Raw genomic sequence first — 22,373 nt, forward strand, 5'->3', positions numbered from 1 at the left:
CTTAAAACTTATAACCACGATGCAGCGCAACTACACCACCGGTTAAATTGTAATATTCCGCACCTTCAAAACCCGCTTGCTGCATCATCTCTTTCAGCGTGTCTTGGTCGGGATGCATACGAATAGATTCCGCCAAGTATTGATAGCTCTCGGCATCATTGGCAATCAGCTGGCCCATTTTAGGTAATAAATGGAAAGAATAAGCATCATAGACTTTGCTCACCGCTTCAAGCTCTGGCTTCGAAAACTCTAGCACCAGCAAGCGTCCGCCAGGTTTTAACACGCGATACATAGAACGCAATGCAGCGTCTTTATCGGTAACGTTACGCAGGCCAAAGCTAATGGTGATTGCGTCAAAAGTATTATCAGGAAATGGCAGGGCTTCGGCATTAGCTTGTACATAGCGCACATTGCCTACGATACCTTTGTCACGCAATTTGCTGCGGCCCATTTTTAGCATCGAGTCATTAATATCGGCTAATACCACCTCGCCTTTACTGCCCACAATACGTGAGAACTTAGCGGTTAAATCGCCGGTTCCACCAGCCAAATCTAAGACTTTTTGACCAGGGCGAACGCCGCTACAATCAATAGTGAAACGCTTCCATAAACGGTGAATACCACCCGACATAAGGTCATTCATTACGTCGTATTTAGCTGCAACCGAATGAAATACATCAGCGACAAGGTTTACCTTTTCATCGCGATTAACGGTTTTATAGCCAAAATGGGTAGTGTCTTGCTCAGCGCTCATGTTTGCTTCCTACTTATGCGGTGTGTCGCTAGTGTACTGTAGCTGAGCTAATGCTCCAACACTTGCGCTAGATTCCCCCTCGTTTTTTGTAAAAAGCGTGGACTTCTAGCAACTACTCATTAGGAACAGTAACCAAAGCTCTAAATAAATGCATCACAGCGTGCACCTTCTGAAGACTGTGTCAAAAAGCTCACTAGCATCGTAATTGTGTCAAACCATAAAGACTTAATAATCAATTAACTGATTTTTCGCTCAATTTACTGGTATATTCACGCTTCAGAGAATTAAGGAATTATATATGACTCAAGGAACGAGTTTAGCTTTCTGTATGCTGTTTATTACTGCCGCAACAACCTTTCTATTTGGTTGTGGGGGAAGCAGCTCTGATGTAATAGAGCCTCCCAAGCCAAATAGTCACTTATCAGACATATCACAAGAAAACTTAAACATAGTAGAACGGGTTAGTAGCATTAGCCTATATCCTACTGAGCTGAGTAAAATAGCCGTTAGTGGATTAAACACCTTAGGCTTGAAAGATAGTTTCAACGGTAAATGCGATGACCCTCATGGATATTTCGATATAACTGCTAAACGAAAGATAGAAGAGGAATTTAACGCAAACGATACAGTGACTATATCATGGTCCGACTGTTATTTACCTCAACTAGATTTAAGTGATACAGAAGGCGAGATAAGTATTCATATCGAAAGTGTCAATTATCAGCAACAAATCACTGAGTTGTCAGCTGTGATTAAGTATTCCAATATAGTCGGAAATAAATATATAAAACTTGATGAAGGGTGGATACCCGAATCACAATCAATAAGTGGTGAGCACTCTATAAAATATGTTTTTGAAAATGAAACACAACAAGTACATAGTTTTCATACACCTAAACAAACGACCCAAATTACTCCAAACTTTATTATAAATGATGTTTCAATCCATCAGTCTCATGACCTCTATAACAACTTAACGTCAATTGACATTGGCGCGTTAGTCAAATGGACGGATAAAGATACTCAACTGACATATGGCATCACAACTGAAAGTACTCTGGAAGGTATTTTAGGGCTAGGCTTTCAAAGTGGAGAGTTAGCGATTAATGGAAACGCCGAGCAATTTCTCAAATTGACCCCGAGCCTTGAAGAAACTGACTCTACGGTGATTGCAAATACTGAGAAGCACTTCGAAGGCATAGATATAGATAGCACCTTTATCGAAACAAAAGAATCTATCTTTAGAGATCTTGGGATCATCCAGCCCGTTTTGCTCAACAACCTATTTGATTTGCAACCATACTACTCATCTGGCTTACTCACGGGATTGCTCACTAGCGATCTACCTAGATCAGATTACTTTGATAGAAGCGGCTCAAATTATCGTCATTTACCTCACTTTACTGATTTTTCTTTAGGCGATAGCTTCAGTGTTTACACTTTCAATAAATCGCTAAGCAGCGAGCCTGAAGATATAGTACTTACCTTAACCCATTCTGAACCTCTTGTTAATGCAGTTGACATTGCAACTGAGGTTTCTCGTTTGAACCATAAACTAACGATTACACCAATAGAAACTCAGCCTGGACAAGGTTTTATGCCTGGAGAGACTTATATTCTATATGCTGGTGAATATGAACCTATTGCCTTTGTAACTATGGCCGGAAGTTTTAAAACATCTGATGTAACAATAGAAGATATTGACGATTTATTTATCGAGCCTAAAGCAACTGTTTATTTGTCACCTAAAATCACCGGAAATTTTAATCAATCATACTGGAATGTGCTAACAGACCCAGAAAATGAGCTATCAGTTGCAAACCCTAATTTTATAAACACTTCAATATCCATAGATTCTAGTCCTCAAACTATTTTTCAACTGGGTCTTACTTTATATATAACGAATATAAACGGCTCTCTTTATGATCCTTTAGCCACTTATAAGCCTGACCCTAAGTTCAAATGGACTGCAATTTACGTAGCAATGCAAGTCGCAAATAGTGACAAAGACAAAACTTATCTACAGATAAGCGAATACAGCAATGTTAAGCCGCAAACCAATAAACAGCGGTTTATAGGTAGGATAGTAGACAGTATTGATTCCGATCGGTTAAATAGCTACGAGGAAAGGAATATCTACTTAGGTAGAGACTTTATAACTGGCGAACTATGGCTAACACTTTCAGGCGGCAGGAAAATATCGGAGGCAATCACAGAATATACGGATGTTAATATGCACCGAAGACATGTTAATTTTCTAGAAGATTGCTTGGTAGATCGAGTTGAAGTAGTAAATACACAGGGAGATATTTCGGGTACACGTAGCGACTTCACCATCCACTGTAATCAAGAAACTGGTTATATAAAAGGTTTTATTCACAATCAGTTTGAATAAAGCTGTTCATTACATGTTAATTGAGCAACGCCCAAACAGTATTAGAAGCGATAACCAAAACCCCAGGTTATCGCATCACGGTGCTGGCCTTTTGAATACATCAGCACCGTTTCAAATTGGCTGCCAATCTCCTTATGTACACCCACCACACCAGCCCATTTTTCCGACTTAATGCCAATATCGTAGTTAAAATCACTGCTGAGAGAGCCAGAGATACTAGAGCTTAAATCTTGGTATTCAGCGCCCAACAAAACCCGCGCGCGGTAATCAGGGAACTGATAACCCACCATGGGCTGCATCACCCAGGTAGTAGTATTGGTGCCTGCTTCTTCAGTAACCGAAATAGCGTATGTGACATTTAAGGAAGCAAAGTAGTTTTTATAACCCACCGCACTTACTGCGCCCAAACCAGCCATGGTGTTGTTCAGCTCTAGCGGAATCACCAACTTACCCTGTGGGATGAGTATCTCGCCAAGTTTGGTGGTATCAATCACTAAGTCTGCTTTTGCTTTAATTTTTCCCACAACGCCATACACATTTAAAAAAGGCAGCACAAACATATCGGCGCGCAGGGTGAAAGCATCGGTATCAATATTGCCGTTAGAACCTTCGGGAGCAAAAATCGCCTCAAAAGCACGGCTTCCATTTATGGTAAAACTGGTGAAATCGAGAAAGTTAGATTGCCTTCTATAGGTGAGCATTACCCCAAATGGCATCGGTAAGTCGTAACCACGTTTGCGTACCTCTTTGCCCCAAATAGGGAAAGTTCGATCAAGTTTCACTCTTACTGTTTCAAAACGTTCATCATTGATGTCTACAGCAAGCTCAGGCCGCAACACCACCTCTTCACCACTGGCTAAACGGTAAGAAATGAACTCCCCCTCTAGGGTTACTTTAAAAGGCTTAGAAAAGTGGGTGCCTGAAAAGCTCAAACTACGGCGCGACATGATGTATTGATTGGATTCATTTTTGAAAAATTCCACAGACTGCCGGTATTCATTAATGCGGCGAAAACTGTGGTCGAAGGCTTGGCGATTATTTAGTTCGATACGTTTTAATTGCCCTTGTTCAATGGTGGCAACTGCATCCAAGTGACGCATAAAAGCAATATCTTGCGGCAAACCGTAGGATTCATAGCGATAACCAAGCTTAGTATGCTGCTCTGTTTGCTCAATAAGCTTTACTGAATTTGTGTCGTAACGATTACCTAAGGTAATTAAACGATGCTGTAATTTCATCGCCTCATTAAGCAGTTGCCGATAGCGTTTTTCTGAACTGATTTCACTGCGGGTTTTATCGTATTTAAGGTATAAATCTATGCCGTATTCGCTGTTTGGTTCAAACACCACATAGACCACATCATGAATATGTTCGTCACCCTCACTCGCATCCACATTAAGTATCATAGTGTAAGCGAGCCCCTGCTCCATAGAGCTCACTACATTGTCAGGAAGATCATCCGGGATGCCATAATCGCTTAAATGAACCTTGTCGCTTGACCAAGCCGCAACGCTAAATAATAGCAAGCTAAGTAACATCCATCTATTCATCAAACCATCCATAGTTGTGATTCACGCAGAAAATACAATTTAGGGAAATTATAGTTATGTTATTGCACAGCATCAGGTTTACGCTCAAGGCCTTTACTATAAAGCTAACTCAAACACTGGGTGAACGGTAAAAGGCATGAGCAACTTCATGCTACAAGCTGACCCTATTTCAGACTTACTGACCCAAGATATAAATCAATAATCATTGATTAGAAAGCCAACTATTTAATCCAGGAATGCACTGTTAACAAAAGAATCCATAACCAGCTAAGCATTTAAAATAATTACAAATTTGAATCTAATCAAATATCCCAGCCCTTCTTTTTGATATCTTACTTTTTTATTTTAGGGATGAATTATGACTCACGGAAAGAGTTTGACCTACTTCGGTCTATTTTTGCTTACTACAAGTTCACTTTTTGGCTGTGGAGGCGGGGGTGGAAGCGGAGATACAAAACCAACAACACCTACCGATGGTCGCTCTAACATTACACTCGAAAACCTAAGTATTGTTGGTGCGGCTAATAACATTAACTTATACCCTGCCGCATTAAGCCAACTTACCCTTAGCGCTATAAATAGTTTAGGAACAAGAGATTCTTTCTCTGTGGCATGTGGTCCAGAGCTTTCTGACACTGCCACTATAACCATACAAAGACAGACACCGGGTGAGTTCAGTAGCAACGATACTATTAATATCTCGCTGTTGAATTGTTATACCAGCCTAATGGACTCTACTGCTTTAAGTGGCAATATATCACTCAGCATATCTCATATTAGTTACGGCCCTATGCTAAACGAGCTCAACGCAACACTTAGCTACCCAAATTTTTTAAACCAACTAGACAGTGATTCAGGTCTAATTACGGTACCCATGAGTGGCGAACACTCTTTGGAGTACACCTTTGCAAATGAGGTTCAGCAAATTGATAGCTTTCATACCACCTCACAATATACAAATCTTGGAGATTTTTTCTTACTAACAGATGCTGAGATAAATCAAACTCACGACCTTATCAACAATACCACTGCAATGGACATGCAAGGGAAGATTAAGTGGAGCGGTGATGGCTCTACTCTCTCTTACGAAGTATCTACACCAGAAACCTTAGAAGGCGTATTAGGTTGGGGCTTTAATAGCGGAAAATTAGTAATTAACGGCACCGGCGAGCAAATGGTGGAGTTTTCAGCAAATGTCGAATCTGTTGAGCCTACAGGTTTAATGCCCATATTTGATACCTATATATTAGGCACTGATATTGATGAAACCATCGAATTAAGTTCTAAAGACACTTTTGGCGGAGATGCCATCAAACAGCCTGTGTTACACAACAATATTTTTTCCTACTGGCACATAAATGAGGATTTCAATGGGATTCACACAGGCATGGTATATGCTGAAGCGGAGCTAGAGCCATACCAACACAATACACAAGGTCTTTTTAGCTTGCCACACTATAGTGACTTTCCTTCTGATGGCAGTTTCACAATTTATGCCAAGGACTTAAGCTTAAATGCAGTGCCAGCAGAAATGAGTTTTGCAATTTCAGAGGAATATTCTGGAGGGAATTTAGCAGTAGATGTCACCCGTGTAGGGTATCGATATACCATCACTCCGGCTACCCAACTAATACCTGGGGAAAACTACACCCTAACTTCTGATATAGATGGATTAGGTGGTGCCTCAATTGCAACTTTCACTGTAGCTGGCAGCTATGACCCTGCAGACCTATCTATAACTATGCCAGAAGACCGATTCGTTAATTCAGGTGAAACCTTTTTACTGTCTCCAACAATTACAGGATTTCACAACGGCTTATATTGGGAAGGAGGTTATTCTGGTGCCGATTGGTGGACAACCGACATACTGATATCTGATCAAAACAGTATAAACGCAGAAGTAACAGTAACGGGTGAGCAAGGAAAGCTGGCAAGCATTTCGACCTCTTTAATGCCCATAGAAGGTGATAACAAATATGGCCATGTTACGGTTCAGATTGCTGACAGTGATAAAGATAAAAGCTATCTACAAATAAGCGAATACTTCAATGTTGAAGCCCCTACCAATAAGCACCTTTTTATTGGTTACATTAGAGAATTTGAAGACAACCACACAAATATTGAACGGCGTTTTACTATTGAAGGTGCAAGTAATACTAAAACACTTTCAATAGTCATGTCTGGTGGTGCAGTTATTGACTCGGAGAATACCACCTACTCTTTTATGTCAATGGATTACACCGAAATGGATACTGTATGGGCTGATATTGAGTACGACTTTTTAAACGATTGCACCGTCGACCGAGTTGAACTTAAAGACTCAATCGGTTCAGTATCCGGTAAACGTAGCGACTTTACTATTCACTGTAATCAAGAGTCAGGTTATATAAAAGGCTTCATTCATAACTTTTATGAATAGTGATTTTGCTTACCAATAAACAAAAAAGCGCCCCGCAGGGCGCTTATTTTACGTCTCTATTTTCACAGTTTTCTGTCGTGTGCGCCAAGCTTTGTGGCTAGTTTGCTGCTTAAGCTCTTTAGCTTTAGTGGCTGGCTCAGCTTGCTTAACTTTGGCTCTAAATCGACCATCGGGATCGGCGCCAATATCTTTAGCAATATGGGCGTTTATACCCTCTACTCGCCAGCTTTGTTGGCGTTGTTGCTTAAGCCATTGCTGGACCTCTAAATGTGCTTGGTAGCGCAATAACAACTCTACAGTAAAGCTTAGTACGCGAATTTTAAGTGACATCATGTCTCGTTCTCCTTGATAGAGAGCGAAGTGACACAGTTAAGATAGGGTTAAATTTGGAATTCCTTCACTGCGACACTTCGCAGCTCGGGTAAAATTGGTAGGTAACTCAATCTTAAATTAGCTGCATAGCCTTACATTTCGCATCGCGGGTTTATTGTGACCAACGCGAACCGAGATAAAAGACAGAAGTCGGGCTGAGCGATATGCTGAACATAAACTATGTTTCATTGTTGCCTCGACCTATGCAGTAATTGATTGAAGACATAACATAGCGTGAGCTTGCTCAAATAACAAGCTGCTTAATAAACATTTTTCAAGTTTTTTGTCAGCGCTTTAAGCAGCAGAATATCTACTAAAAACAAACGATTATTTCAGATTAAAACACTAAAAATTTTGTTTTGAATTACAATTAGTCTAGTGATTTGCAGTTAGTTTGATTTACTAGTTTAATAAGAGAAATGAAGGCAATACGCGTTAATTAACATCCTTACCGCTGTAAGCAATTAATTCGAGGTTTGAATGCATCCAGCCAGTCATGGTTACTATCAACTGCACGCTCAAGAAGGATTCTTGCTGGCACAGCTTTATGATAGCTGGAACGTCACCACCACTAAGGAATATCGCAAAGACGTTCAACAGGAAATGAGCCAATTTGGCCCAAAACCTTGGGCGGCTATTTTTGATATTCGCCACTGGCAATTTCTTACCCCAGAAAGCCTACCAATTATGCAACAGCAAATAAGTTGGTGTTTGCAAAATCAACTCAGCCACTGCATTTACCTAGCTCCTAACTCAGGCATACTAGAGTACTTAAAGCAGCAAGCCCATGCCGAGGTGCCTAAGCACAATTGCAAATTTGTACAACTAAGCACTATTGAACATAGTTTGCAGCAGTTTAAAGACTGGCAGGTAGAAGTTCCCTCATCAGTAATATCTCAATTACACATTAGTTAACTAAGCCCTCATTAAACTAACTCTAAAAGATTGTTAACAATCCGGCTTTCCGCTCACCTTTTGTAAACAAAACCCTGCTTGAACAGGCTTTTTAAGGCCATTAAACTAAAGTATAAGCACAAATTGTCGACAATAATTTGATCGAAACGCAACATCCGATCTACACTGTGCAACATTCAAGCAACCTGAGTGTAACCCGCATATGTCTCAACTTAGCCCCAGCAAATCGCTCAGCGACAAACAGAATCTACTCTCGCAGAACTTAAGCGACACCTTAATTGAAGCCATAGTGAGCGGCCAAATAGCTCAAGGACAAAAAATCTCTGAGCCAGAATTGGCAAGGTATTACGGTGTTAGCAGAGGCCCATTGCGCGAAGCAATCCTTAAATTACAAGGAATGGGATTGGTTGAACGAGTTCCGCACGTTGGCGCTCGAGTGGTGCAACTAAACCAGCAGCAACTGTTAGATATTTACTCGGTGCGCGAAGCGCTAGAGGGTATGGCTTGTCGTTTAGCTGCAGAGCAATTGTCGACAATTCAACTTGAAGAGTTAAAAACCTTGCTTGAGCACCATCAAAGTTACCTGCAACAACACCAAGGTAAAGCCTATTTTGAACAACAAGGTGATTTCGATTTTCACTATCTGATCATTAAAGGCAGCGCGAACCAACGCTTAGTGAATCTGCTATGTGATGAGCTCTATCATTTACTGCGCATGTATCGCTATCAAGCTGCTAAACAAGTTTCGCGCCCAGAGCGCGCATTAAAGGAACACTGGGCGATTTGGCAAGCACTGGCCGATCGTGATGGTGAACTCGCCGAATTACTAATGCGTCGCCACATTGCTCGCGCACGCAAGGCCATAGAACAACAACACCAAAATACTCAGACCGACCAAAGCTTAGAAACCACCGCTTCGGCAAATCAAATTCAAGGAGTGAACTAATGAGCAGCTCAAAACTCTCGCCCGGCGCACGCTTTCGCCAAGCAGTAAGCCAACAAAACCCATTACAAATTGTTGGCACCATTAACCCTTACTGCGCCATGATGGCACAGCGCGAAGGCCACCAAGCTATTTACCTCTCAGGTGGCGGAATTGCCAATGCCTCATACGGTTTACCCGATCTTGGCATTACTACCATGAATGACGTACTAGAAGATGTTCGCCGAATTACCGCCGCCTGTGATTTACCTTTGCTGGTAGACATAGATGTAGGTTTTGGCGGCGCATTTAATATTGCTCGCACCGTAAAAGAAATGATCCGCTCCGATGCCGCCGCCGTGCACATGGAAGACCAAGTCGCGCAAAAACGTTGTGGCCACCGCCCCAATAAAGCCATTGTTTCTAGCCAAGAAATGGTAGACCGCATCAAGGCTGCAGTGGATGCCCGCGTAGATCCAGACTTTGTGGTAATGGCCCGCACCGACGCCCTGCAAATAGAAGGCATGGGAGGCGCTATTGAACGTGCTTGCCAATATGTTGAAGCTGGCGCCGACATGATTTTCCCCGAAGCCATGCTCACGCTTGAGCAATACCAACAATTTGCCGACGCAGTAAAAGTGCCGATTTTGGCCAATATTACTGAGTTTGGCCAAACCCCATTATTTAGTGGCGAAGAGCTAGCGAGTGTAGGTGTAGATATGGTGCTTTACCCACTATCGGCCTTTAGAGCAATGAACCAAGCCGCAGTAAATGTATATCGCAGCTTGCGTGAAAATGGCCACCAGCGTGATGTTGTTGACAGCATGCAAACCCGCGCTGAGCTCTATGACTACTTGGGCTACCACGACTACGAACAAAAACTAGACCAATTATTTAAGCAGGATTAATTAACCCCAACTACGTGAACGGACTTAGCTAGCCAAACCAAGATTTAGCAGCTAAGCCACTATTAACAAGCCAAAAATACGCGCACCAGACGTCACGCTTGTTAACCAAAGGAATGAAGGAGAACATCATGGTACAAAAAGCTTTAGGAGGCGCTGGCTTACGAGGCCAAAGCGCAGGCGAAACCAAATTATGTACAGTTGGCCAAAGTGGTTCTGGGCTTACCTATTGTGGTTACGATATTAGTGAGTTGGCCGAGCAAGCGACCTTTGAAGAAGTGGCTTATTTGTTATTTCATGGCGAGCTACCTAATCGCGACCAACTAGCTGCGTATCACGACACCTTGCACAATCTACGTGAATTGCCCGATGCGCTTAAAGCGACATTAGAGCTTATTCCCGCAGATGCTCACCCAATGGATGTTATGCGTACTGGGGTTTCTATGCTGGGTAACTTGGAAACCGAAGCCAGCTTTGCAGAGCAACAGCAACACGCTGACCGTTTATTAGCGACCTTGCCGGGCATTATCTGTTACTGGTATCGCTTTAGCCACGACGGCGTGCGTATCTCCACCCAAAGTTCGGCTAAGTCTATTGCTGGGCATTTCTTAGAATTATTGCATGGCCAACCTGCCGATCCGCTACACGAACAAGTAATGCAATGTTCACTGATTCTATACGCTGAGCATGAATTTAACGCCTCCACTTTTACTGGCCGAGTGATTGCCTCAACCCTTTCCGATATTCACTCTGCTGTTTCGGGTGCGATTGGTGCATTACGTGGGCCGTTACATGGTGGCGCCAACGAAGCCGCCATGGCGATGATTGAAAATTGGACCAGCGCAGAGCAAGCCGAAACTGAAATCATGGCCATGTTAGCCCGCAAAGACAAAATCATGGGTTTTGGTCATGCCATTTATCGCACCAGCGATCCACGCAACGCGCTGATTAAAGCCTGGTCGAAAAAGTTAAGCGAAGCCACTGGCGATCAGCACCTATACGCCGTATCCGAGCGAGTAGAAGCGGTAATGTGGCGCGAAAAAGAGCTGTTTTGTAACGCAGACTTTTTCCATGCCAGCGCTTACCACTTCATGAATATTCCCACACCACTATTTACGCCAATTTTTGTTTGCTCGCGGGTAAGTGGCTGGGCAGCACACATTATGGAACAGCGTGCTAATAACCGGATTATTCGCCCCAGCGCCGACTACACCGGTAGCGAGCCTCGCAGCTATGTACCGCTTGAGCAGCGCGACTAGTTTTTGCCAGTGAGTGGAGCCTGGTGCTCCACTGCCTTCCCTTTTTGCTGTGGAAACGCTTATGAATACCGAATACCGCAAACCTCTAGCCAATAGCCAACTCGACTATTTTGACACTCGCGCGGCAGTAGAAGCCATTCAAGCTGGTGCCTACGCTGGCCTGCCTTACACCTCGCGGGTGCTGGCCGAAAACCTGGTACGCCGCTGCCCCCCAGAGCAACTCAATGCTGCGCTTAGCCAAATCATTAAGCGCAAACGCGACTTAGATTTTCCTTGGTACCCTGCTCGCGTAGTCTGCCACGACATTCTTGGCCAAACCGCCTTGGTCGATTTAGCTGGCTTGCGAGATGCCATTGCCGATAAAGGCGGCGATCCCGCCAAGGTAAACCCTGTGGTGCCTACCCAGCTAATTGTTGACCACTCCTTAGCTGTAGAGCATGCCGGCTTTGAAGCTGATGCCTTTGAAAAAAACCGCGCCATTGAAGATCGCCGCAATGACGACCGCTTCCACTTTATCAACTGGTGTAAAACCGCCTTTGAAAATGTAGATGTTATTCCGCCAGGTAACGGCATCATGCACCAAATCAACCTCGAGAAAATGTCGCCGGTGATTCAAGCGCGTGATGGTGTGGCCTTTCCCGATACATTAGTGGGCACCGACAGCCATACTCCGCACGTAGATGCCTTAGGGGTAATTGCGATTGGTGTGGGCGGCTTAGAAGCCGAAAACGTAATGCTTGGGCGCGCCTCTTATATGCGTTTACCCGACATAATTGGCGTTGAACTAACTGGCCAGCGCCAAACTGGCATTACTGCTACCGACATTGTACTGGCCATTACCGAGTTCTTGCGTGAGCAAGGGGTAGTGTCTAGCTACTTAGAGTTTTATGGTGAGGGGGCTGCGCAGCTAAGCTTGGGCGACCGAGCCACGATCTCCAACATGACTCCAGAATTTGGCGCAACCGCAGCCATGTTTTACATCGACAACAATACTCTCGACTACCTTAAACTCACAGGGCGAGAGGCCGAGCAAGTAGCCTTAGTAGAAAACTACGCCAAAACCACTGGCCTGTGGGCCGATGATTTACAACAGGCCGAATACGAACGCGTGTTACACTTCGATCTATCCAGCGTTGGCCGCAATATCGCAGGGCCGTCTAATCCACATCGTCGGGTAGCCACCAGCGATTTAGCTAGCCAAGGCATTGCTTCACCAGTACCACAGCTTGACGGCATAATGCCCGACGGCGCCTGTATTATTGCTGCTATCACCAGCTGTACCAATACCTCTAACCCACGCAACGTTATTGCCGCAGGTTTATTAGCGCGTAAAGCCAATCAATTAGGTTTAAGCCGCAAACCTTGGGTAAAAACCTCCCTCGCACCTGGCTCAAAAGCAGTACAACTTTACCTAGAAGATGCCAATTTATTGACCGAACTAGAGCAACTGGGTTTTGGCATTGTAGGATTTGCCTGTACTACCTGTAACGGCATGAGCGGTGCGCTCGATCCAAAGATTCAGCAAGAAGTGATTGAACGAGACCTTTACGCCACCGCGGTGCTATCGGGCAATCGTAACTTCGACGGCCGTATTCACCCCTACGCAAAGCAAGCCTTTTTGGCATCGCCACCTTTGGTTGTGGCTTATGCCATTGCCGGCACTATTCGTTTTGATATTGAAAAAGACGCATTAGGCCACGACAGCCAAGGTAAGCCGATTACCCTAAAAGATATTTGGCCAAGTGACGAAGAAATAGATGCAGTGGTTAAACAAAGCGTTAAACCCGAGCAATTTCGCCAAGTGTACCAACCAATGTTCGACCTAAAAGTCGATTATGGCAGTGCCAGTTCTCCTCTCTATGAATGGCGGCCACAAAGCACCTATATTCGCCGCCCTCCCTACTGGGAAGGAGCCTTGGCTGGCGAGCGAAGCTTACAAGGCATGCGCCCGTTGGCGGTATTGGGGGATAACATCACCACCGACCATTTATCCCCGTCGAACGCGATTATGCTAGACAGCGCCGCTGGCGCTTATCTCGATAAGATGGGTTTACCGGAAGAAGATTTTAACTCCTACGCCACTCACCGCGGTGACCATTTAACTGCACAACGCGCCACCTTTGCCAACCCTAAGCTGTTCAACGAAATGGTGAAAGAAAGCGGCAAGGTTAAGCAAGGTTCTCTAGCGAGAGTAGAGCCCGAAGGCAAAGTAATGCGCATGTGGGAGGCCATAGAAACCTACATGCAGCGTAAGCAACCATTAATCATTGTGGCAGGTGCTGACTATGGCCAAGGCTCGTCTCGCGACTGGGCTGCCAAAGGGGTTCGCCTTGCAGGCGTTGAGGCAATTGTGGCCGAAGGCTTCGAGCGAATTCACCGTACCAATTTAGTGGGCATGGGTGTATTACCGCTGGAATTTACCAAGGGTAACAACCGCCATAGCTACCGCATAGATGGCAGCGAAACCTTCGATGTAATTGGTACACCTGCACCGGGCGAATTGCTTACTTTAGTGATTACTCGCACCAGCGGCGAACGCATCGACTTACCGGTAGTTTGTCGCTTAGACACCGCCGAAGAAGTCTCGGTTTATCAAGCCGGTGGAGTATTACAGCGCTTCGCTCAAGACTTTCTTGAAAATAGCCAATAGGAGGCAGCATGAGCCAAATTAAGCAACAACGCATTGCTGCCACCTATATGCGTGGCGGCACCAGTAAAGGGGTGTTTTTTAAGCTTGATGACTTACCCAAAGCTGCGCAGCAAGCGGGTGAGGCACGTGACAACTTGTTGTTACGAGTAATTGGCAGCCCAGACCCTTACGCCAAGCAAATTGATGGCATGGGCGGTGCTACGTCAAGCACCAGCAAAACGGTAATTCTAGCGAAAAGCCAGCAGCCTAATCACCATGTCGATTACCTGTTTGGCCAAGTTGCTATCGACAAGGCCTTTGTAGATTGGAGTGGCAACTGCGGCAACTTAACCGCTGCAGTGGGCGCTTTTGCAATAAACGCAGGCTTGGTAGATGCCGCTACTCTGCCACAGAATGGCCTTGCCAGCGTCCGCATTTGGCAAGCCAATATTCAAAAAACCATTGTTGCTCATGTACCTATGCTTAATGGCGAGGTGCAAGAGTGTGGTGATTTTGAATTAGATGGCGTGACCTTCCCAGCCGCCGAAGTGCAAATTGACTTCATTGACCCAGCCGATGGCGAAGGGGCCTTATTTCCTACTGGTAACTTATGCGAACAATTAGAGGTTCCGGGAGTTGGTAGCCTGCAAGCCACCATGATTAACGCCGGCATCCCTACGGTTTTTGTTGATGCCAAGCAGCTTGGTTACAGCGGCGTAGAGCTACAAGAAGATATAAATAATGATGAAAAAGCCTTAGCTATGTTTGAAAGCATTCGCGCCCATGGCGCACTCAAAATGGGCTTAATAGACTCACTGGAACAAGCCGCTCAACGCCAACATACACCCAAAGTCGCCTTCGTTGCCAAGTCGCAAAACTATCAGAGTTCCAGCGGCAAACAGATTAAAGCCGAAGACAATGATTTATGTGTACGCGCTTTATCTATGGGTAAGTTACACCACGCCATGATGGGTACCGCAGCAGTAGCCATTGGCACAGCGGCAGCTATTCCCGGTACTTTGGTAAATCAAGCTACTGGCGGCGGCGAACGCGAGGTAGTACGTTTTGGCCACCCCTCAGGCAGCCTTAAAGTTGGCGCACAAGCTCAACAAGTAAACCAGCAATGGCAAGTGACCAAAGTAAGCATGAGTCGCAGCGCCAGAATATTAATGGAAGGTTGGGTACGCGTGCCCAGCAACAGCTTTTAAGTTACCTATGGTAACTGAAGTAAAGCCTAATAAAAAATTCCCCTTGCCAAGTGGTAAACAGCTTAGGGACGAGGAGCATATTATGAGTTATCAGCAACAAGCAGACCACGCCAAACAGCAACCCGAACAGTTTTGGTTAGAGCAAGCCCAACAACTGGCTTGGTATAGCCCACCAGAACAGGCACTTAGCCAAGATGAACACGGCAATTATCGCTGGTTTAAAGGCGGCAGCATGAACACCGCGTATTTAGCACTGGATTACCATTGTGAAAATGGCCGAGCGGAACAAACCGCGCTTATTTATGACTCGCCAGTAGCCGAGCAAAAACAACAATTCACTTACGCACAATTGCGTGATGAAGTAGCCAGTACCGCTGGTATGTTAGCGGCCCAAGGCGTCACTAAAGGCGACCGAGTGGTGCTGTATATGCCAATGATCCCTCAAGCTGCCATCGCCATGCTAGCTTGTGCACGCCTTGGAGCGATTCACTCGGTAGTTTTTGGTGGCTTTGCTGCGCAAGAGTTGGCGGTTCGCATAGACGACGCCCAACCTAAAGTAATTCTTACCGCCAGCTGCGGGCTGGAAGGCGCCAAAGTCATTAACTACATGCCCATGGTAAGCCTAGCTTTAGAGCAAAGCCAACAGATGACTACCCCAGTATTAGTATGGCAACGCCCTCAGCAAACGGTTGAATTTAATCAGCAATATCTAGATTGGCAAGCACTGCAACAGCAAGCTGAGCCGGCTGATTGCGTGCCAGTAGACGCCACCGATCCGCTATACATTTTGTATACCTCTGGCACCACCGGCAAACCCAAAGGTGTAGTGCGCGACAACGGCGGCCACGCCGTTGCCATGAACTACTCGATGCAAGCGGTGTACAACGTAAAACCCGGTGATGTATTTTGGGCCGCCTCCGATGTAGGCTGGGTAGTGGGTCACTCATACATCGTTTACGCTCCGCTAATTTACGGCTGCACCACTATCTTGTACGAAGGCAAACCAGTGCGCACTCCCGATGCTGGTGCATTTTGGCGGGTTGCTAGCGAGCACAAAGTAAAAGTATTGTTTGCCGCCCCCACTGCCTTTCGCGCGATTAAAAAAGAAGATCCCGATGGCGTGTTGGTTAAAGATTACGACCTAAGCCAGCTGCAAGACATCTTCATGGCGGGCGAACGTTTAGACCCACCAACATTGGAATGGACCATCAACAAAACCGACAAACCAGTGACCGATCACTGGTGGCAAACCGAAACCGGCTGGGCCATTGCAGGTAACCCTCTTGGCTTAGAGCGTATGCCAGTAAAAGCCGGCAGCGCCACCAAAGCCCTACCCGGCTACCAAGTTACTATCTTAGATGAAATGGGCGACGAGTGTGGCCCAATGGCACAAGGCTTTATCGCCATAAAACTGCCGCTACCGCCCGGCTGTTTGCCTACTGTTTGGGGAGACCAAGCGAGGTTTGAATCGGCCTATTTAAAACAATTCCCCGGTTACTATGTCTCTGGGGATGGCGGATACATTGATGAAGATGATTACCTGTTTGTAATGGGCCGGATCGACGATGTAATTAACGTAGCTGGTCACCGCTTATCAACCGGTGAAATGGAAGAAGTAGTTGGCGCCCACCCCGCGGTAGCCGAGTGCGCGGTTATTGGCAGCCACGACGACCTAAAAGGCCAAGTGCCCTTTGGCTTAGTAGTGCTTAAAGACGGCGTGCAACAAAGTGAGCAAGAAGTATCCAAAGAACTGGTACAAAAAGTGCGTAATGAAATTGGCCCTTTAGCCTGCTTTAAACAAGCCATTATAGTGCAGCGTTTGCCTAAAACCCGCTCCGGAAAAATCCTCCGCCGAACGTTGCGTCAACTGGCCGACGGCGAAGAATACGCCATCCCGTCCACCATCGACGACCCAGCCAGCTTAGGCGAAATTGAAGAGCTGATGCGCCAAGGTAGAACGATGATTTAACATTGTTGACATACACAAGCCGTAAAATATTAAGCGACACCTAGTCGCTTAATTATCTTGTACTATCAAATATTTAATGATAGTAATGTCAGTTGATTTCTACCTACACAACAAGGACGATCATGAAGAAATTATTTGTAGCCTGCTGCTTGCCTTTTGCTCTTAGCTCATTACCTGTGAAAGCAGACATTACTTCCCTTGAGTTAAAAACGGGTTGGCCAAGTGAAATTTTATGTAGGGACGTAAATAATCAACGAGAATGGTTGTTTCAGCTTACACACCCTAGAAATAGCAGCGGTGGGGTTACTTATTCAGCTTTTTCAAATAAAAATGGTTTAGCCGCTCTATCTTGGTTGGCATTTAATTCTGACAGAACTTTTGCAGGACTTAGCAGTGGAGCAGGAACTTGGGATTGTGGTACCAATCAATGGTCGATAGAAGACCTTGAAACCAATGGCCGCGCTTTCTACCAATTTTATTACCAACCAAAAGTTGAAGTTAAATAAGTTCCAGCTTAGTGAAAATGCTACACAGCCGAAAGGCTGTTTTTTTATCCCTCATCACCGCCGAGTAGCGTAAGTCATCTAGCGATAAAGCTAAGGCCTGTTTGAGCGAAGCGAGTTGCCGCGGCGCGCTGGATGATGCGCAACGCAGGGTGAAGGTGATGCGGGGCGGGCTTTCTTTTGCTTACTGTTCTTTGCCCGTCAAAGAAAAGTAAGTCGCCGCAGGCGAAAGCAAAAAGCTAAATAATAAAAGCCAATTGAAAACAATGAAGCTACCAATCCAGTAGTTGTATATTGACGGCAAACTTATTTTCAGCCGGTGAGACTGTACAAACCCCAACTGTAGGTAAATATTTCTGAATAACTTTACGTATATATTTTTGCTCAGATTTCGGCATAAGTGCACCAATGAAGACTGTTTTTATAGCCTTTCTTGAAAAGCGCTTTACACCAGGTTTCCCGCAAAGAACCCTGTATTCATCTTCGTATTCCCAAACTGGGTGCTTCACTTGCATCTGACGCAAAGTATCCCCCGGGTTACGATATATGTAATCATTAGCTAAAATGGGTGGTATATCGGTGTAGTTGACAAAAGAGTGAGCAAACTTATCTTCCGAATTGAGAGCTTTCAGTGAGTCTAGTAACTCTCGAGTATTGAACTCTATACAAAAACCGCGCATACCGTCAGCATAATGCCCCCATAAATGTGGAACACTTATATTATTGTTAGCCCCGTCGAAGCTAGGTATATGAGCAGTGGCAGAGAATACTCCGTAACTCCTAAATTCTTCAAGACGAGCATTTGCTCCATCATTCGTGATCTTCACCCATTCCAAGGCTTTCATGGAAGCAGTTTGATTGTCATTTTCCCATAACTTTATAGCTCTAGCTTCAGCGGCCTTTACTGAAGCAACTGGAGTAACTTTAGCACTAGTAATAGCTGATTGAATAAAGAGTTTACGTAACTCACACTCACTATATACAGATCTCTGCGCAACCATAAACTCAAAAGGGTCGTTCAACTGAGTTATTGGTGAAAAAAATAGCTCACGCTTTCGGATAATATCCAGTGAAAAATCGTTATAAAACCTGAACTTTAGTATGTTGAATTTATCATCAGCGACTTCTTTGATAAGAGTGTTTTTTTGACTCAACTGAAACTCCAACAACTAACTTGAAACTAAAAAGCAGCCCTAAGGCTGCTTTGTCCACCTAACTTCCATCAAAGCAAGTTACTTCTCTGCGCGACTCATAAATTTCTTCTCGGCAGTGCTTACCTTAATCTTCTCGCCGCTGGCGATGTATTCAGGCACCTGTACCGACAAGCCGGTGCTTAAGATAGCAGGCTTGGTGCGGGCACTAGCTGAAGCACCTTTAATTGAAGGGTCAGTTTCTACGATAACCAACTCAACACTGGCAGGTAGTTCTACAGCTACTGGGGCTCCGTCTACGGTAACCACTTGCATACCCGCGGTATCTTCGGTGATGAAAGGAATCTCATCGGCGATGGTTTCGCTGTTTAGGTTGTAAGGGGTGTAATCCTCGTTATCCATAAACACATACTCGTCACCATCAATGTAAGAAAACATCACTTGATGGCGGCTCACATCAGCAAGGTTAATCATTTCGTCGGCTTTAAAGCTTTCGTCAGCTTTTGCGCCGGTGGCTACATCGTATAAGCGCATACGGTACAGGCTAGCACCAGCACGTCCGCTAGGGGTTAACTTAGCGATGTCTTTTACAAAATACACTTTGCCGTTATGTTCGATGGCGGCATTCTTTTTTATTTCACTGGCCTTTGGCATGGCTGAAGTCCTTAACTAAATCGTGCAACGAAAATATCATGTACAGATTTTTAGGCAACCGTTGACGGACCTAGAGCTAAGCAATTAGTAAGCTTTGTGTTATTAATCTCGCAAAAACTAAAATAATTACCGATAGTTAGCCAACAATTAAAAGTTTCACTTGCACCGCTTAACAGCTTTCTGTAAAAAGCTCGGTAATTACTCAGGGACGATAATAGCTAACAGGAAAGTTAGCCTTGTTGCTTATTTAGGAGTTTAAATGTTGTCCCCGCGTATTGCTGTTGTTGCGCTACTGTCTGCTTTATTGATGGCTTGTTCTGTTGAAGATGACCAACCCAGAAGCCAAATTGCTGTCACTTTTTACCCCCCTGCAACGTCTTTCCCTGGTGCTGCCGGCGACACTGAAACGATTACTCAAAAACGTCACTTTAGAGCTGATGGCGGGTCGCCCGCGCAAAGCATCACCATTAACCAACGTCGTGATGGTGAGCAGCCAAGAATTAACGGCGAAGACGCCAGCCAAAACGCTACTTTCTTAATTGATTTTTTAGGCAGCACGACCTTAGATGTTTACTCTGAGAGTGGTGAGTTTTTATATAACATAGATATCTTCGCAGATATGACCCAGCGCCACCTTTGCTTACCCAGTATCTACATGAGCAAATTTGAGCTAGTAGTGGACTCGCCCGTTAAAATTGCCGAAACCAAAAAAGAAGCCCACGAGTTCATTTTAGCCTGCCGAACAATTAATGAAGGCGTGGAAGAAAAAGCCGAATAAAACTGAATATGACGCTTCAAGCTTTTTGAAGCGTCTCTTAAGGAAGCCAGCCCACAGGATGTGAAAAACAATAAATAGGAAAGCACATGACCTGTCGATTACTAAGCGCACTGCTATTAACCTTGGGCTTAACGGCCTGTAATGATTCATCTGAAACCGATGATCTAAACCGCGTATTTCTAACATTTTACCCTTCACAACAATCTTTCCCTGATGATGTGGCAAACAACGATACGGTCAACTTTAAGCGCTTGTTAATAGCGAACGGCGTTGAACAGGTGAACGTTACATTAAATCAACGCCTTGATGGTGAAGAACCTTTAGATGACGCGAACAATCCAGCTTATCAATATGCAGTATTTCGTGTGAGTTATGGGGCAAGCAATACCTTCGACTTATACGATGAGGACCAAGACTTTCTTTATACGCATACCATTTTTGAAGAAGATAGCGATAAGCACTACTGCATAGCGATTGATGAACAAGAGCCACAGCTCATCGAGGCAGTTCTAGAGATGCGCTTCCCATCAGATAATGCAGAAGCCCACGAGTTTATTAGCCACTGTAGAACCTTAAATAACCAACAATAAGCGGCCTTCATAAGGTGTGGTTGCTATTTACTGTGACACTCACAAAGCTGATAACTTAAAGGCCAAGAAATTCTTTTGCTTGGCTTTTAAGTTGCTTATAGGTATTTGAGGCTTGCTCATTTAGGCTACAAATACTCAGCATGTCTTCGATAAAAAATGCTAATGCGCGTTGCTCTACGCGCATTAGTTTTGCTTGTACTGCTTGCGGTAAAAATTCGTAATGCGAAGCAGCACCAAAATCTCCCAGTACAATGTTGTAATTGTCATCCACCAGCACATTATGTGCGTACAAATCTCCGTGGCACATGTGGTGCTCAACCAAGTGTTGCAGTAGGCTTTGCATTTGCTCCACAATCTTAGCAATTGCCGCAATGCCAAGTTGCTGTTCCGGTAAAAAAGTATCCCGCGTACAAGTCGCTAAGCTAGGTGGCTGGCCTAAATTGCTAAAATGCTCTGGAATCAGCTTCATTACCACCGCAGAGCAATCGGGCTCACTAATTTGACCAATAAAATTAATCAAGGCTGGATGTTGGTCTACATGTAAGCAGGCGTCTAGCTCATCACTTGGATAACCGTCGCTGGTAAGTTCTCCCTTAAACACTTTAATCGCCACGCTGCTGGGTAGCGCTATACCGGGTTTAGGGTGGGCTAGAGAAATAACGCCCGAGGCACCTTGTCCCAGAACTTTATCAAACACAAAATCGTCAAGTGAATATTTTGCTAAACCAGATCCATGCTCAAAACCTTGGCAAAAAGGGTTTCCGGCAAACGCCAGCCACGCCAAGCGTGGAAGCGCTAATAATTGAGTGGGAAAACTAGCCAGTTGGTTGGCGGATACACGCAGTAGTTCTAATTTTTGGCAGTGCTGCATTGATTGTGGCAAGGCAGTAAGGCGGTTGCCCGCCAAGGCACACTTTTGCAGCTCGCTACACTCACCCAGTTGTTCGGGCAAGCTTTCAATTTGATTGTCGGTAAGAATTAGCCAACGCAACTTTGTCGGCAATGCCCCTGCAGATACGTGACGAATGCTATTTGATTTAAAACCTATCATATCTAGCTTAGCGCAGCGCCCCAGCACTTCTGGCAGTACTTCAAACTGATTATTTGAGGCAAACACTATTCGCAAGTTTTGCAATTGGCTAAGTGATTCAGGTAAGGCGCTCAATTGATTGTCACTTAAGTCCAGCACTTCGACTTGTGGGCAATACTCTGCAAACTCTTCTGGCAGTTGCTCTAGGTTATCTTTGATATTAATGCGAGTGTGTTGGCGTAGTTGGCCAGAACGAAGTTGCTCTAAAGTATGCATGCTAGGAAAACTAAATAATAAAAGTGCGACATAATAGCCTGTTGAAAAACCGATAGTGAACTATTTAACAATAGAAGCGCAATTACACCTCAAA

General features: G+C 44.8%; 18 protein-coding genes. 12 read left to right on the forward strand and 6 right to left on the reverse strand.

The window, feature by feature from the left end; all coding sequences use genetic code 11:
- Position 1: 1 nt before the first annotated feature.
- A complete protein-coding gene (gene ubiE / locus ACYFDN_RS16245; RefSeq protein WP_016400028.1) occupies positions 2-754 on the reverse strand; it encodes a bifunctional demethylmenaquinone methyltransferase/2-methoxy-6-polyprenyl-1,4-benzoquinol methylase UbiE in 753 nt (250 codons plus the stop codon).
- A 298-nt stretch (positions 755-1,052) separates the two neighbouring features.
- Between ubiE and ACYFDN_RS16250 the strand changes: the two genes are divergently transcribed.
- Complete coding sequence (locus ACYFDN_RS16250; RefSeq protein WP_483511942.1) at positions 1,053-3,149, forward strand: hypothetical protein; 2,097 nt, start codon at positions 1,053-1,055, stop codon at positions 3,147-3,149.
- A gap of 41 nt (positions 3,150-3,190) precedes the next feature.
- On the opposite strand, the gene ACYFDN_RS16255 is transcribed toward ACYFDN_RS16250, so the two are convergent.
- Complete coding sequence (locus ACYFDN_RS16255) at positions 3,191-4,699, reverse strand: hypothetical protein (RefSeq protein WP_483511943.1); 1,509 nt, start codon at positions 4,697-4,699, stop codon at positions 3,191-3,193.
- A gap of 358 nt (positions 4,700-5,057) precedes the next feature.
- On the opposite strand from ACYFDN_RS16255, the gene ACYFDN_RS16260 reads away from it, so the two are divergent.
- Positions 5,058-7,118 (forward strand): hypothetical protein, encoded by a 2,061-nt coding sequence (locus ACYFDN_RS16260; RefSeq protein ID WP_483511944.1) that lies wholly within the window; start codon positions 5,058-5,060, stop codon positions 7,116-7,118.
- A gap of 48 nt (positions 7,119-7,166) precedes the next feature.
- On the opposite strand, the gene ACYFDN_RS16265 is transcribed toward ACYFDN_RS16260, so the two are convergent.
- Positions 7,167-7,451 carry a hypothetical protein gene (locus tag ACYFDN_RS16265; RefSeq protein ID WP_016400030.1) on the reverse strand — a complete coding sequence of 95 codons (285 nt, stop codon included), beginning with the start codon at positions 7,449-7,451 and terminating at the stop codon, positions 7,167-7,169.
- Between the two features lie 519 nt (positions 7,452-7,970).
- Between ACYFDN_RS16265 and ACYFDN_RS16270 the strand changes: the two genes are divergently transcribed.
- The 8 genes from ACYFDN_RS16270 (at position 7,971) to ACYFDN_RS16305 (ending at position 17,803) form a co-directional block, all read left to right on the forward strand.
- On the forward strand, positions 7,971-8,405 hold the full coding sequence (locus tag ACYFDN_RS16270) for a hypothetical protein (protein ID WP_483511945.1): 435 nt from the start codon (positions 7,971-7,973) through the stop codon (positions 8,403-8,405).
- Positions 8,406-8,607: 202 nt separating this feature from the next.
- Positions 8,608-9,351, forward strand: a complete 744-nt coding sequence (locus tag ACYFDN_RS16275) for a GntR family transcriptional regulator (RefSeq protein WP_483511946.1) — start codon at positions 8,608-8,610, stop codon at positions 9,349-9,351.
- Positions 9,351-10,235 (forward strand): methylisocitrate lyase, encoded by an 885-nt coding sequence (prpB, locus tag ACYFDN_RS16280; protein WP_483511948.1) that lies wholly within the window; start codon positions 9,351-9,353, stop codon positions 10,233-10,235. The genes ACYFDN_RS16275 and prpB overlap by 1 nt, the downstream gene beginning before the upstream one ends.
- Positions 10,236-10,363: 128 nt before the next feature.
- Positions 10,364-11,491, forward strand: coding sequence for a bifunctional 2-methylcitrate synthase/citrate synthase (gene prpC, locus ACYFDN_RS16285; RefSeq protein WP_483511950.1), 1,128 nt, complete (start codon positions 10,364-10,366; stop codon positions 11,489-11,491).
- A gap of 61 nt (positions 11,492-11,552) precedes the next feature.
- Positions 11,553-14,141, forward strand: a complete 2,589-nt coding sequence (gene acnD, locus ACYFDN_RS16290) for a Fe/S-dependent 2-methylisocitrate dehydratase AcnD (protein ID WP_483511952.1) — start codon at positions 11,553-11,555, stop codon at positions 14,139-14,141.
- Between the two features lie 8 nt (positions 14,142-14,149).
- Positions 14,150-15,328 (forward strand): 2-methylaconitate cis-trans isomerase PrpF, encoded by a 1,179-nt coding sequence (prpF, locus tag ACYFDN_RS16295; protein ID WP_483511953.1) that lies wholly within the window; start codon positions 14,150-14,152, stop codon positions 15,326-15,328.
- Between the two features lie 7 nt (positions 15,329-15,335).
- Positions 15,336-17,297, forward strand: a complete 1,962-nt coding sequence (locus tag ACYFDN_RS16300) for a propionyl-CoA synthetase (protein WP_483511954.1) — start codon at positions 15,336-15,338, stop codon at positions 17,295-17,297.
- Positions 17,298-17,419: 122 nt separating this feature from the next.
- Positions 17,420-17,803, forward strand: a complete 384-nt coding sequence (locus ACYFDN_RS16305) for a hypothetical protein (RefSeq protein WP_483511955.1) — start codon at positions 17,420-17,422, stop codon at positions 17,801-17,803.
- A 269-nt stretch (positions 17,804-18,072) separates the two neighbouring features.
- Here the strand turns inward: ACYFDN_RS16305 and ACYFDN_RS16310 are convergent, their stop codons facing one another.
- Both ACYFDN_RS16310 and efpL read right to left on the reverse strand, forming a co-directional pair.
- Positions 18,073-18,954 carry a DUF2971 domain-containing protein gene (locus ACYFDN_RS16310; RefSeq protein ID WP_483511956.1) on the reverse strand — a complete coding sequence of 294 codons (882 nt, stop codon included), beginning with the start codon at positions 18,952-18,954 and terminating at the stop codon, positions 18,073-18,075.
- A 78-nt stretch (positions 18,955-19,032) separates the two neighbouring features.
- Positions 19,033-19,605: an elongation factor P-like protein EfpL gene (gene efpL / locus ACYFDN_RS16315; protein ID WP_016404048.1), complete on the reverse strand. Its 573-nt coding sequence runs from the start codon at positions 19,603-19,605 to the stop codon at positions 19,033-19,035.
- A 259-nt stretch (positions 19,606-19,864) separates the two neighbouring features.
- Between efpL and ACYFDN_RS16320 the strand changes: the two genes are divergently transcribed.
- Both ACYFDN_RS16320 and ACYFDN_RS16325 read left to right on the forward strand, forming a co-directional pair.
- Positions 19,865-20,383 (forward strand): hypothetical protein, encoded by a 519-nt coding sequence (locus ACYFDN_RS16320; protein WP_483511957.1) that lies wholly within the window; start codon positions 19,865-19,867, stop codon positions 20,381-20,383.
- A gap of 86 nt (positions 20,384-20,469) precedes the next feature.
- Positions 20,470-20,973: a hypothetical protein gene (locus ACYFDN_RS16325; protein WP_483511959.1), complete on the forward strand. Its 504-nt coding sequence runs from the start codon at positions 20,470-20,472 to the stop codon at positions 20,971-20,973.
- 55 nt (positions 20,974-21,028) lie between these two features.
- Here ACYFDN_RS16325 and ACYFDN_RS16330 read toward each other — a convergent pair whose 3' ends face one another.
- On the reverse strand, positions 21,029-22,279 hold the full coding sequence (locus ACYFDN_RS16330; RefSeq protein WP_483511960.1) for a leucine-rich repeat-containing protein kinase family protein: 1,251 nt from the start codon (positions 22,277-22,279) through the stop codon (positions 21,029-21,031).
- Positions 22,280-22,373: the final 94 nt, after the last annotated feature.

The organism is Agarivorans sp. D1326, from assembly GCF_056958115.1.

Coding starts and splice junctions, on each gene's coding strand:
- ACYFDN_RS16250 (WP_483511942.1), top strand. CDS start 1,053: ATGACTCAAGGAACGAGTTTAGCTTTCTGTATGCTGTTTATTACTGCC.
- ACYFDN_RS16255 (WP_483511943.1), bottom strand. CDS start 4,699: ATGAATAGATGGATGTTACTTAGCTTGCTATTATTTAGCGTTGCGGCT.
- ACYFDN_RS16305 (WP_483511955.1), top strand. CDS start 17,420: ATGAAGAAATTATTTGTAGCCTGCTGCTTGCCTTTTGCTCTTAGCTCA.
- ACYFDN_RS16265 (WP_016400030.1), bottom strand. CDS start 7,451: ATGATGTCACTTAAAATTCGCGTACTAAGCTTTACTGTAGAGTTGTTA.
- ubiE (WP_016400028.1), bottom strand. CDS start 754: ATGAGCGCTGAGCAAGACACTACCCATTTTGGCTATAAAACCGTTAAT.
- acnD (WP_483511952.1), top strand. CDS start 11,553: ATGAATACCGAATACCGCAAACCTCTAGCCAATAGCCAACTCGACTAT.
- ACYFDN_RS16300 (WP_483511954.1), top strand. CDS start 15,336: ATGGTAACTGAAGTAAAGCCTAATAAAAAATTCCCCTTGCCAAGTGGT.
- ACYFDN_RS16320 (WP_483511957.1), top strand. CDS start 19,865: ATGTTGTCCCCGCGTATTGCTGTTGTTGCGCTACTGTCTGCTTTATTG.
- prpF (WP_483511953.1), top strand. CDS start 14,150: ATGAGCCAAATTAAGCAACAACGCATTGCTGCCACCTATATGCGTGGC.
- prpB (WP_483511948.1), top strand. CDS start 9,351: ATGAGCAGCTCAAAACTCTCGCCCGGCGCACGCTTTCGCCAAGCAGTA.
- efpL (WP_016404048.1), bottom strand. CDS start 19,605: ATGCCAAAGGCCAGTGAAATAAAAAAGAATGCCGCCATCGAACATAAC.
- ACYFDN_RS16270 (WP_483511945.1), top strand. CDS start 7,971: ATGCATCCAGCCAGTCATGGTTACTATCAACTGCACGCTCAAGAAGGA.
- ACYFDN_RS16260 (WP_483511944.1), top strand. CDS start 5,058: ATGACTCACGGAAAGAGTTTGACCTACTTCGGTCTATTTTTGCTTACT.
- ACYFDN_RS16325 (WP_483511959.1), top strand. CDS start 20,470: ATGACCTGTCGATTACTAAGCGCACTGCTATTAACCTTGGGCTTAACG.
- ACYFDN_RS16275 (WP_483511946.1), top strand. CDS start 8,608: ATGTCTCAACTTAGCCCCAGCAAATCGCTCAGCGACAAACAGAATCTA.
- ACYFDN_RS16330 (WP_483511960.1), bottom strand. CDS start 22,279: ATGCATACTTTAGAGCAACTTCGTTCTGGCCAACTACGCCAACACACT.
- prpC (WP_483511950.1), top strand. CDS start 10,364: ATGGTACAAAAAGCTTTAGGAGGCGCTGGCTTACGAGGCCAAAGCGCA.